Raw genomic sequence first — 11616 nt, forward strand, 5'->3', positions numbered from 1 at the left:
GGAGTCCTCCAGCCGGCCCGGCGCGTTCTGCGAGCCCTACGACCCTACGCCGCCACCTGCACCGTCTTGCCCTTGTCCGCGAACTGCGTGCGGTACAGCTCCGCGTACCGGCCGCCCACCGCGAGCAGTTCCTCGTGCGTCCCGCGCTCCACGATCCGCCCCGCCTCGACGACGAGGATCTGATCGGCGGACCGGACCGTCGAGAGCCGGTGCGCGATGACGATCGCGGTGCGGCCCTCGAGCGCCTCCGCAAGGGCCTCCTGCACTGCCGCCTCCGAGGTGTTGTCGAGGTGCGCCGTGGCCTCGTCGAGGATGACCACCCGCTGTTGGGCGAGCAGCAGCCGGGCGATGGTCATCCGCTGGCGCTCGCCGCCGGAGAGGCGGTAGCCGCGCTCGCCGACCACCGTGTCGAGGCCGTCCGGCAGGGAGCGTACGAGGTCTTCGAGGCGGGCCCTGCGCAGGGCGTCCCACAGGTCGTCCTCGATGGCCTCGGGGCGGGCGAGCAGCAGGTTGGCGCGGACCGACTCGTGGAAGAGGTGGCCGTCCTGGGTGACCATGCCGAGGGTCTGTCGCATGGATGCCGCCGAGAGGTCGCGGACGTCGACTCCGCCGATGCGGACTGCCCCGCCGTCCGTGTCGTAGAGGCGCGGAAGCAGTTGCGCGATCGTCGACTTGCCCGCTCCTGACGAGCCGACGAGCGCCACGGTCTGGCCGGGCTCGGCACGGAAGGAGAGGCCGTGCAGGACTTCTTCGCCGCCTCGGGTGTCGAGGGACGCGACCTCTTCGAGGGAGGCGAGGGAGACCTTGTCGGCGGACGGGTAGCCGAAGCGGACGTCGTCGAACTCCACCGCCACCGGGCCCGCGGGGACTTCACGTGCGTCGGGCTTCTCGTCGATCAGCGGCTTCAGGTCGAGGACCTCGAAGACCCGCTCGAAGCTGACGAGCGCGCTCATGACCTCGACCCGCGCTCCTGCCAGGGAGGTCAGCGGCGCGTAGAGGCGGGTCAGGAGCAGGGCCAGGGACACGATCGCGCCCGCTTCCAGGGTGCCGTCGAGCGCGAAGTAGCCGCCGAGGCCGTATACGAGGGCCAGCGCGAGGGCCGACACCATCGTGAGGGCGGTGATGAACGCGGACTGCGCCATGGCGGTGCGTACGCCGATGTCGCGCACCCGGTGGGCCCGCGCGGCGAACTCCTCCGACTCGGCTCCCGGACGCCCGAAGAGCTTGATGAGCGTGGCGCCCGGCGCGGAGAAGCGCTCGGTCATGCGCGTGCCCATCGCCGCGTTGTGATGCGCGGCCTCCCGCTGGAGTTTCGCCATCCGGGAGCCCATGCGGCGCGCGGGCACGATGAAGACGGGAAGGAGGACGAGTGCCAGGAGCGTGATCTGCCAGGAGAGTGTCAGCATCACGGCCAGGGTCAGGAGCAGCGTGACCACGTTGCTGACGACGCCGGAGAGCGTGTTGCTGAACGCGCGCTGGGCGCCGATCACGTCATTGTTGAGGCGGCTGACAAGCGCGCCGGTGCGGGTGCGGGTGAAGAAGGCGACCGGCATGCGCTGCACGTGGTCGAAGACGGACGTGCGCAGGTCGAGGATCAGCCCCTCCCCCAGGTTCGCCGACAGCCAGCGGCCGACCAGGCCGAAGCCTGCCTCGGCGACGGCGATGGCGGCGATGAGCAGGGCGTACCGGATGACGAGTGAGGACTCGCCGTCCGAGACGATCGTGTCCACGACCCGGCCCGCCAGGACGGGAGTCGCCACCGCGAGCAGCGCGGTGACGATGCTGAGGATGACGAAGTAGACGATGCGGCGTTTGTGCGGGCGGGCGAAGGTGCCGATGCGGCGCAAGGTGGCGCGGGCGAAGGGGCGGTTGTCCTGCTGAGCGTTCATGACGCTGTGCAGCTGCATCCAGGCTGTCGTTTCCATGCTCATGAGAAGAAGGTAGAACCTCAAGTTTCCTTGAGGTCAAGCTTTTGCTGTGAGGCGCCGAAAACGTGACCCCCGCGCGTCCCTGCCGCATCCCTTGACCCGCATGTAACAGGAACGTACTTTCGCTTCAACTCTTGTGGCCATCACAGAGGTTGTCGACTTCCTGATGCGAGAAGGCGAACACATGCGAGAGCTACGAAGGCGTACTCTGCTGTCCGCGATCGGCGGCACCGCTGTCGCAGGGGGCGGGTTCACCGTCGCGGGCACCGGGGTCGCCACCGCGGGCACCGGGATCGCCCAGGCCGCACCGCAGCGCCCGAGCCCCCTTGACCCGAAGATCAAGAAGCTGCTCGACCGTATGACTGTCGAAGAGAAGCTGGGGCAGCTGCAGCTGCTTCCGTGGGCCGTCAGCACGGGGCCCGGCGGCAGCGAGACGAAGGATGTCGAGGACGCGGCGCGCGCCGGGCGGCTCGGTTCGGTCCTGAACATCTTCGGCGCCAAGAGCAGCAACGAGCTGCAGCGCATCGCGGTGGAGGAGTCCCGGCTCGGCATTCCGCTGCTGTTCGGACTCGATGTCATCCATGGCCTGTGGACGACGTTCCCGATCCCCCTCGCCCAGGCGTCGAGCTTCGACCCGGAGGTCACGAGGCGGGACGCCGAGGTGTCGGCCAGGGAGTCCCGCTCGAACGGCGTGCACTGGACGTTCTCGCCGATGATGGATGTCACGCACGAGCCGCGCTGGGGCCGGATCGCCGAGGGCTGCGGCGAGGACCCGTACCTCACGACGGCGTTCGCCGTGGCCAAGGTGGAGGGTTACCAGGGCGAGAAGAACGGCAAGGGCGAGAAGGGTTCGGGCCTCGACGCCAAGGACCGCATCGCCGCCTGCGCCAAGCACTTCGTCGCGTACGGCGGGGCCGAGGGCGGCCGGGACTACAACACGGTCGACGTGTCGGAGTCGCGCCTTCGCAACCACTATCTGCCGCCGTTCAAGGCCGCGTTGGACGCGGGCGTGGCCACGGTGATGGCCTCCTTCAACACCATCAGCGGCGTCCCCGCACACGGAAACTCCCACACCCTCACCGACATCCTGTACAAGGAGTGGGGCTTCGACGGCTTCGTCGTCAGCGACTGGAACGGCGTCGACGAACTCGTCGCGCACGGCTTCGCGGAGGACGGCGTCGACGCGGCCCGCCTCGCGCTGAACGCCGGCGTCGACATGGAGATGGCGAGCACGGACCTCGCCAAGTACGGCAAGAAGCTGCTGAGCAGCGGCAGGATCAGCGAGAAGCGCCTTGATGAGGCGGTCACGCGGATCCTGCGCCTGAAGCACGCCCTTGGGCTCTTCGAGAATCCGTACGCCGACGAGGACGCCGCCATCACCAAGCCGTCCGCCGACGCCCGCAAGGCCGCCCGCGAGACCGCCGCCCGCTCGATGGTGCTCCTGAAGAACGACGGCAAGGCGCTTCCGCTCAAGAAGTCGGCCGGGTCGATCGCGGTCGTCGGCCCGTTCGGCGACTCCGACGACCTCCTCGGCACGTGGACGTTCCCCGGTGCGACCAAGAACTTTCCTTCGGGCAAGGTCCTCGCCGCGGTGAAGGCCGCGGCTCCGCGGGCGAAGGTGACGTACGCGAAGGGCGTCGACCCCGAGGGCACGGACACCGGCGGCATCCCGGCGGCGGTCGCCGCGGCCAAGGGCGCCGATGTCACCGTCGTGGTCGTCGGTGAACCCCCGGCGATGAGCGGTGAGGCGGCGGCGCGCAGCGACATCAGTCTGCCGGGCGGGCAGGAGAAGCTGATCGAGGCGATCGCCTCGACGGGCAAGCCGTTCGTGGTGGTCCTGGTCAACGGGCGCCCGCTGACCGTCGGCGACTGGCTGAAGTCGGCGCCCGCCGTTCTTGAGGCCTGGCATCCGGGACTCGAGGCGGGCAACGCGATCGCCGACGTGCTGTTCGGCAAGGTCAATCCGGGCGGCAAGCTGCCCGTCTCGTTCCCGCGCACGGTCGGCCAGATCCCCTGCCACTACAACCACGAGTCGACGGGCCGCCCCTACAACGCGGACAACAAGTACACGTCCAAGTACCTCGACCTGCCCCCGGACCCGCAGTTCGCCTTCGGCCACGGGCTCTCGTACACGGACTTCGAGATCGGTGAGCCGAAGCTCAGCCGCGACCGTGTGTCGGCGGGGGCGCTGCGCAAGGGCGACACCCTTGAGGTCTCGGTCACCGTCCGCAACACGGGTGACCGCGCGGGCGACGAGGTCGTCCAGCTGTACATCCACGACATCGCGGCGAGCATCACGCAGCCGGTGCGCAAGCTGCGCGGGTTCCGTCGGGTGACGCTGGAGCCGGGCAAGTCGAGGACGGTCCGCTTCCAGCTCGGTGCCGATGACTTCGGGTTCTGGACCAACGCGGAGAGCGGCGAGTTCCGTGTCGAGGAGGGAGCCGTGGACGTCTACGTCGGCAACAGCTCCGAGGCCAAGGCGAAGAAGAGGCTGACGATCACGTAGAAGCTGTGTGTGGGGGGGGATGGCCGGGCTCCGAGGGGCCCGGCCCTTGCGTGTCAGCCGAGTTCGAGCGTGGTCACGCCGAAGACCCGTCCCTCGGCCTGCTCCCGCACCGGTCCCGTGTACATACGGGCGGTCTCGAACGTCGGCTTCATGCCGCGCGCCTCGGCCAGGGCCACGGCGTGCGGCTGGGTCTCGGGCACATCGATGAGGACGGGCGCGCCGTCCGCCTCGGCCGTCAGCGCGTCGAAGAGCTCGTCGGCGTCGGCGCGCGTATCGGCGAACAAGGGCCCGATGCGCAGGGCGCCATGGGCCGGGCGGAGCACGCCGTATCCGGTGATGCGGCCGTCGACGATGCGGGCCAGCGCGCGGTGTCCGGGGGCGGTGAGCCAGGATTCCAGGAAGCGCGGGCGGTCGGCCGGATGGCACGCGGCGTCGTACGCGGTGATCGCCCGCAGACCCGCGGCCTCGACCGGCAGGATCTGTGCGGATCGTGGGGCGCCTCCGGGTACGGCGCCCATGTAGCGGACGGTGCGGTGGGCCAGCTCGAAGCCCGAGCGGCGGTAGTTGGCCTGCTGGGCGACCACGCCGTCGAGTCCGACGGTGCGGGTCCCCGCGTGGGCGATGGCCGTCCGCCAGGTGGCGAGGCCGTGGCCGTGGCCGCGCAGGTCGGGGCGGACGAGGTAGAAGCCGAGGAAGGCGTACACCTCGTCGTAGTTCACGACCGAGATCGCGGAGACCGGCTGCCCCTCGATACGGCCGATGAAGAATCCGTCGGGGTCCTGCGCGAAGAAGCAGGGGCCGTCCCGCAGGCCGGGGTTCCATCCCTCGTCCACCGCCCATCCGCTGACGACCTGCCAGTCGTCGAGCGTCGCCCGCGAGATGGTGAGCCGCCCAGGGACCGAATCCGTCATCGCCACACCCTTCGTACGCCGGAGGGGACCGTCCCCCGCCCCGATGCGTCCACGATCACCGGCCGCACCGGAACCATCCTTCCCGACTCCCGGTCCCGCTACCCGAGTCATAAGCGCTGCTTTCAGGGGTGCTCGGCTCCGGTATTGAGATGATTTGAGCCGGATATCCGGCGTTCAGGGACTTCCCGGCAGAGGCCTGGGAGCGTGGGCTGCGGGGTCGGAGGATGGCTGTCAGGCTATTTCCGGCCCTTTCCCGATCAGCCCTGAAAAAACATCACTTGCGGCCATGGAACAACGAGAAGACGATCGGCGCCGAACGCCATCACGGCAGCCAGGAAAGACCGTTCTTCCAGGAGGTTCCAGTGAACGACCGGCTCGCACTCGGCCCGGATGCCGCACGGCAACTGGCCACGACCACCAAGACCACTCCGCAGATGCGCGGCATCACCCCGCGCTATCTGCTGCGCGCCCTGCCCTGGGTGGACGTCGAGTCGGGCACCTACCGGGTGAACCGCCGCCGGACGTTCGTGCTCGGGGACGACCGGATCACCACGTACGAGGAGAGCGGCTGTCAGCACATCGTGCCGGGCGACTTACGCGAGGTCTCCTACCTCCGTGACGCCGACGACGCGCTGCTCGCGGAGCTGGCCGGCGCCTTCACCGAGGTCACCTTCGAGGCCGGACAGGTCCTCGCCCAGGAGGGCGACCCCGCCGACCGGCTGTGGGTGGTCGTGCGGGGCAGGGCCGAGAAGCGGGTGACCGGGCGGTACGGCGAGGACGCGCTGCTCGAAGTCATCGGCGACGGGCAGTTCTTCGACCTCGGCGCGTGGACACGGACCGACGCGATGCCGTACCGCGTCAAGGCGCTCACCCCGGGGGTGGCGCTCTGCGCGGACCGCAGCGCACTTGCGGGGCTCGCCGACCGGGACGAGGTATTGGGCGGTGCGATCACCGCGTACTGCGCAGGACAAGCCATGACGCCCGGCGCCGAGGTGCCGGTGGACCTGAGCGCGGGGCATGTCGGGGAGCCGGACCTGCCGGGGACGTTCGTCGACTACGAGGACGCGCCGCGTGAGTACCACATGACGCTCGCGCAGACGGTGCTCCGCGTGCACACACGGGTCGCCGACCTCTACAACGGGCCCATCGACCAGACCCGCGCACAGTCCAACCTCACCATCGCGGCGCTGCGGGAACGGCAGGAGTCCTCGCTCCTCAACCACCCGGAGCACGGCCTGTTCCACAACGTCTCCGCCGGTCAGCGGGTCCAGGCACGCACCGGTGCGCCCACCCCCGACGATCTGGACGAGCTCCTGACCCGGGTCTGGAAGCAGCCCGGCTTCTTCCTGGCCCACCCCAGGGCGATCGCCGCCTTCGGCCGCGAATGTACCCGGCGGGGCGTACCCCCGGTGATCGACAACCGCTTCGGCAGCCCGCTTCTGACGTGGCGCGGCGTCCCGCTGCTCCCGTCGGACAAGGTGCCGTTCTCGGGCGGCATGGGCGCCGGGACGGGCACCACCGAGATCCTGCTGATGCGGACGGGCGAGGCCGAGCAGGGAGTGGTGGGCCTTCGTCCCGCGGGCGTCGCGGACGAGGTCGAACCGGGCCTGTCCATGCGGAACATGGGGGTCGACCAGAAGGGCATCACGTCGTACCTGATGACGGCGTACTTCAACACGGCGGTCCTGGTCGAGGACGCCATCGCCGTCCTGCAGAACGTCGAGGTGTCGAACTACCATGACTATTCCTGACGTCACGGCGCGAGGTCTTGGCGTTCCAGGTGTGCCGGGCCTCTCCGGTGCGGGTGTGACGGCAGTGCCGGGCTCGACGGCGGTGCTGCCGACGGTCCCCGCCAACTCGGCCTCCGCAGACCCGGCCTCCGCAGATTCAGCCCCCGCAGACTCGGCTCCCCCGGCCGCCGCCCCCGGCGCGGGCGCGCTCCCGCAGCTCCAACCACCCGGGTTCTCCCCCGAGTCGGCCCGCCGGGACATCCCGATCCTGCACCGCACCGTCAACGGCCATCCCCTCGTCTGGCTCGACAACGGCGCCACCACGCAGAAGCCGCGCCAGGTCATCGAGGCGCTCGGCGCCTACTACGGCGCCGCGAACTCCAACATCCACCGGGGCGCGCACACCATGGCGCGCGAGGCGACGCAGATGTACGAGGCGGGGCGGTCCGCGGTCGCGGAGTTCCTGGGGGCCGGGTCGCCGGACGACATCGTCTTCGTACGCGGCACGACCGAGGCCATCAACCTGGTCGCCCAGAGCTGGGGGCGGGCCAACCTCGGTCCCGGGGACGACATTCTGGTGGCCGTCCTCGAACACCACTCCGACATCGTCCCCTGGCAGCTGATCGCGAAGGAGACCCGCGCCAGGGTCGTCCCGATCCCCCTCACTCCCGAGGGAGCGATCGACCAGGACGCCTACGCCGATCTCCTCTCGTCCCGCACGCAGCTCGTCGCCGTGAGCCACGCGTCGAACGTGCTCGGCACCGTCCCACCCGTGAAGGAGATGACCGCACTCGCCCACCGCTACGGCGCCAAGGTCCTGGTGGACGGGGCGCAGGCCGTCGCGCACTTCCCGGTCGACGTGCAGGACCTGGACGCCGACTTCTACGCCTTCTCGGGGCACAAGCTCTTCGCCCCGACGGGCATCGGCGCGCTCTACGCGAAGCCGGAGATCCTGCGGTCCATGCGGCCGTGGCAGGGCGGCGGCAACATGATCGAGTCGGTCGACTTCTCACGGACCACGTTCGCGCCGGTCCCGCACCTCCTGGAAGCCGGCACGGGCCACATCTCGGGCGTGGTGGGCCTCCTTGCCGCGCTGAACTGGTTCACGTCCTTCGACCGGGAGGCCGTGGCCGCGTACGAGAGCGCGCTCATGACGTACGCGCAGCAGGCACTTTCCACGGTGCCGGGCCTGGAGGTCCTCGGCTCGGCGCCCGAGCGGATCGCGGTCCTCACGTTCACGCTCGCGGGCCAGGACCCGGCCGGCATCGCGGACTGGCTCGACCGCGACGGCATCGCCATCCGCGCGGGCCACCACTGCGCCCAGCCCGCGCTCGCCCACTACGGCCTGGAGTCGGCAGCCCGCGCGTCACTCGCGCTCTACAACACGTCCGAGGAGGTGGATCAGCTGGTGACGTCTTTGCGGCGGCTTCAGGAAGCGCCGGAGGAGGTCAGGTAAGGGGACGGCGCCGGGGGCCCGGTTTCCCGTGAGGCATGGTCGGATAGGCGACGTACATCGACTGAGCTTCGGGAGGCCAGGATGTTCGTCCCGTTCGGGGCCCTTGATTTTCTGGACCGCGCCACGACCGTATACGGGGACCGGGTCGGCATCGTCGACGAGCCCGATCAGCCGGCCGAGCCCTGGCGGGAGCTCACCTACCGGCGCGTGGGTGAGCTGGCCCGGGCCCAGGCCGCCGGGCTCGACGCGCTCGGGGTGCCGCACGGCGCACGGGTTGCGGTGGTCTCGCCCAACAGCGCACGGCTGTTGACGTCGTTCTTCGGCGTGAGCGGCCACGGCCGGGTCCTCGTGCCCGTCAACTTCCGCCTCTCGGCCGAAGAGGTGAGCTACATCGTCGGCCAGTCGGGCGCGAGCGTCCTGCTGGTCGACCCCGAGTTGGAGGACCGCCTCTCGGGGGTGGTCTGCAAGCACCGCTACACGCTCGGGGCAGAGGCCGACTCGGAGTTGTACCGGTTCGACACCGAGCCCGAGCCCTGGCAGCACGACGAGAACGCCACCGCGACCATCAACTTCACCAGTGGAACGACCGCGCGCCCCAAGGGCGTACAGATCACGCACCGCAACATCTGGGTGAACGCCCTGACGTTCGCGCTGCACGCCGGGGTCACGGACCGGGACGTCTATCTGCACACCCTGCCGATGTTCCACGCGAACGGCTGGGGCATGCCGTTCGCGATGTCCGGCATGGGTGCGCGCCACATCGTGCTGCGCAAGGTGGACGGCGCGGAGATCCTGCGCCGCGTGGCCGAGCACGGGGTCACGGTCATGTGCGCGGCGCCCGCGGTGGTCAACGCGGTGCTTGCCGCCGCGCGGTCGTGGGACGGGGAGATCCCGGGCCGGGACCGGGTGCGCATCATCGTCGCGGGAGCTCCGCCGCCCACCAAGACGGTCGAGCAGGTCGAGACGGAGCTGGGCTGGGAGTTCATCCAGATCTACGGGCTCACCGAGACCTCTCCCCTGCTCACCATCAACCGCACCCGCGCCGAGTGGGACGACCTCAGCTCGCAGCAGCGCGCGGAGAAGCTGGTCCAGGCCGGCGCCCCCGCCCTGGGCGTCACGCTGCGCACGTCGGACGAGGGTGAGGTCCTCGCCCGCTCGAACGTGATCCTGGAGGGGTACTGGGAGCAGCCTCAGGAGAGCGCCCAGGCTCTGGAAGGCGGCTGGTTCCACACGGGCGACGGCGGTTCGATCGGCGCCGACGGCCATCTGACGATCAGTGACCGCAAGAAGGACGTCATCATCACCGGCGGTGAGAACGTGTCCTCGATCGAGGTGGAGGACGTGCTGTTCAGCCATGCCGCGGTCGCCGAGGTCGCGGTCATCGGGGTGCCGGACGAGAAGTGGGGCGAGACCATCAAGGCCCTTGTCGTCCTCGCCTCCGGCGCCCGCGCCACGGAAGAGGAGCTCATCCGGCACTGCAAGGAGCACCTCGCCGGCTTCAAGGCGCCGACCTCGGTGGAGTTCCGCGACGAACTGGCCCGCACGGCCACCGGAAAACTCCAGAAGTACAAGCTGCGCGACCCCTACTGGGAGAGGCGCGAGCGGGGCGTCAACTGAGCGTCAACTGATCCGAAGCACTACCCGGAAGCACTACCAGTCGGCGCTCGTGTGTGTCTCGCAGAGCTCGAAGACGGCCTCCCCGGTCTCCGGACCGGACCCGGCCACGGGCCGCACGCGCGCGCCGACCCACACGAGATGCGGCGAGGCACCCACGACACGGCAGCGGAACACGAACCCTTCGGGGAAACGGACGAGGGACTCGTTGCGTGCGGTCCCTGTGTAGCGGTTGACCACGCTGGACTGTACGACGACGCCCTCGCCGTCGCTCTGTTCGGCCACCAGATCGCTGGACGCGCACACCGGACACAGCATGCGCCGGAAGGACGCGGTGCCGCACCATCGGCAGCGGTGGTAGATCAGGCCGGTTCGCTCGTGCTCTGTCGGCGCGACGCTCAATTCCTGCTGGGACACGTCTCGACCCCCTGCATTCGGCTCGGATGCGCCGCGCTCGGCGTCGACGCATCCGCACCATATGGCACTGAGTGCCAGAAGGTAAAGGTACTGAGTGCAACTAACTCAGTCCTGGCCTTGCTCAGTCCTGCCCTGATTCAGTCCTGACCGAGGGCCGACTCGACGCGCTGCACCACGCGCCACATGGGCGCGCGCTTGGAGACCACCATGACGACGACATCGTCGTCGACGTCAGCGGCAGCGTTCTCGCCGGTGGCGGCGCTCCCCCACCCGTTCCGCACGAGTTCGAGCGCGTGGTCCACCGCGGTCTCGGCGTCGCCGTCGCCGCCCGAACGCAGCCAGGAGCGCAGGGCGTTGTTGTGCGCCGCGACCACGGCGGCGGCGATCACCTCGGCGCGCAGGGAGCCGTCCTCGTCCTCGGCGTAGCGGCGGCGGAGGTAGCCGGCCATGGTGCGTTCGTAGCGGCGCACCACGGAGAGTTCGTACGTGCGCAGGCCGGGCACCTCCTGCGTGAGGCGGTAACGCTGGACGGAGAACTCCGGGTTCGTGGCGTACATGCGCAGCACGATCCGGGCCGCGTCGCACACGGCGTCCACCGGATCGTGACCGTCGGCCGCGTCGAGAAACGCCGTCATGTCGGCCAGGCAGCTCTCGTGGTCGGGGAAGACCGCATCCTCTTTGGACGGGAAGTACCGGAAGAAGGAGCGCCGCCCGACTCCGGCCCGCGCCACGATGTCGTCCACCGTGGTCTGCTCGAAGCCCCGCTCCAGGAACAACTGGAACGCCGCCGTGGCGAGCACCTCCCGCATGGGGGCCTTCTTCGCTGGTCCGCGCGCCTCAGTCATGCGGGGAACGTAGCACCGTGAAGGCCTATCTGGCACTACGTACCTTTACAGGGGGTACTGAGTGCCATACCGTCGTCATGACGAACAACATCAGGTAGGAGAGCCGGCGTGAGTTTGAGGATCGTTGTCACCGTGAAGTACGTGCCCGACGCCACCGGCGACCGGCACTTCGCCGATGACCTGACCGTCGACCGGGATGACGTCGATGG

General features: G+C 69.6%; 8 protein-coding genes and 1 pseudogene. 5 read left to right on the plus strand and 4 right to left on the minus strand.

The genetic code is table 11. From position 1 onward, the window contains the following. Positions 1-44: 44 nt before the first annotated feature. The gene (locus tag ACFQ7F_RS42725; RefSeq protein ID WP_383283982.1) at positions 45-1931 is read right to left on the minus strand and encodes an ABC transporter ATP-binding protein; all 1887 of its coding nucleotides are present in this window, start codon (positions 1929-1931) and stop codon (positions 45-47) included. A 181-nt stretch (positions 1932-2112) separates the two neighbouring features. On the opposite strand from ACFQ7F_RS42725, the gene ACFQ7F_RS42730 reads away from it, so the two are divergent. Then, a complete protein-coding gene (locus ACFQ7F_RS42730) occupies positions 2113-4434 on the plus strand; it encodes a glycoside hydrolase family 3 N-terminal domain-containing protein (protein ID WP_383283986.1) in 2322 nt (773 codons plus the stop codon). A 53-nt stretch (positions 4435-4487) separates the two neighbouring features. Here the strand turns inward: ACFQ7F_RS42730 and ACFQ7F_RS42735 are convergent, their stop codons facing one another. Continuing rightward, entirely contained in the window at positions 4488-5345 is an 858-nt protein-coding gene (locus tag ACFQ7F_RS42735; protein WP_383283990.1) for a GNAT family N-acetyltransferase, read from the minus strand. Positions 5346-5707: 362 nt separating this feature from the next. Between ACFQ7F_RS42735 and ACFQ7F_RS42740 the strand changes: the two genes are divergently transcribed. The 3 genes from ACFQ7F_RS42740 to ACFQ7F_RS42750 all read left to right on the plus strand — a co-directional run bounded on the left by ACFQ7F_RS42740 (position 5708) and on the right by ACFQ7F_RS42750 (position 10148). Next, entirely contained in the window at positions 5708-7096 is a 1389-nt protein-coding gene (locus ACFQ7F_RS42740; RefSeq protein WP_383283994.1) for a family 2B encapsulin nanocompartment shell protein, read from the plus strand. After that, positions 7083-8531 carry a SufS family cysteine desulfurase gene (locus ACFQ7F_RS42745; RefSeq protein ID WP_383283999.1) on the plus strand — a complete coding sequence of 483 codons (1449 nt, stop codon included), beginning with the start codon at positions 7083-7085 and terminating at the stop codon, positions 8529-8531. Before ACFQ7F_RS42740 ends, ACFQ7F_RS42745 begins: the two co-directional genes overlap by 14 nt. Before the next feature lie 81 nt (positions 8532-8612). After that, entirely contained in the window at positions 8613-10148 is a 1536-nt protein-coding gene (locus ACFQ7F_RS42750) for an AMP-binding protein (protein ID WP_383284002.1), read from the plus strand. A gap of 33 nt (positions 10149-10181) precedes the next feature. Here ACFQ7F_RS42750 and ACFQ7F_RS42755 read toward each other — a convergent pair whose 3' ends face one another. Both ACFQ7F_RS42755 and ACFQ7F_RS42760 read right to left on the minus strand, forming a co-directional pair. Next, on the minus strand, positions 10182-10562 hold the full coding sequence (locus ACFQ7F_RS42755) for a Zn-ribbon domain-containing OB-fold protein (protein WP_383284006.1): 381 nt from the start codon (positions 10560-10562) through the stop codon (positions 10182-10184). A gap of 137 nt (positions 10563-10699) precedes the next feature. Next, entirely contained in the window at positions 10700-11407 is a 708-nt protein-coding gene (locus ACFQ7F_RS42760; RefSeq protein WP_383284009.1) for a TetR family transcriptional regulator, read from the minus strand. A gap of 108 nt (positions 11408-11515) precedes the next feature. Between ACFQ7F_RS42760 and ACFQ7F_RS42765 the strand changes: the two are divergent. Then, positions 11516-11616: pseudogene (locus ACFQ7F_RS42765) on the plus strand (electron transfer flavoprotein subunit beta); the annotation flags it as partial.

This window comes from Streptomyces sp. NPDC056486 (assembly GCF_042795295.1).
Lineage (GTDB): Bacteria > Actinomycetota > Actinomycetes > Streptomycetales > Streptomycetaceae > Streptomyces.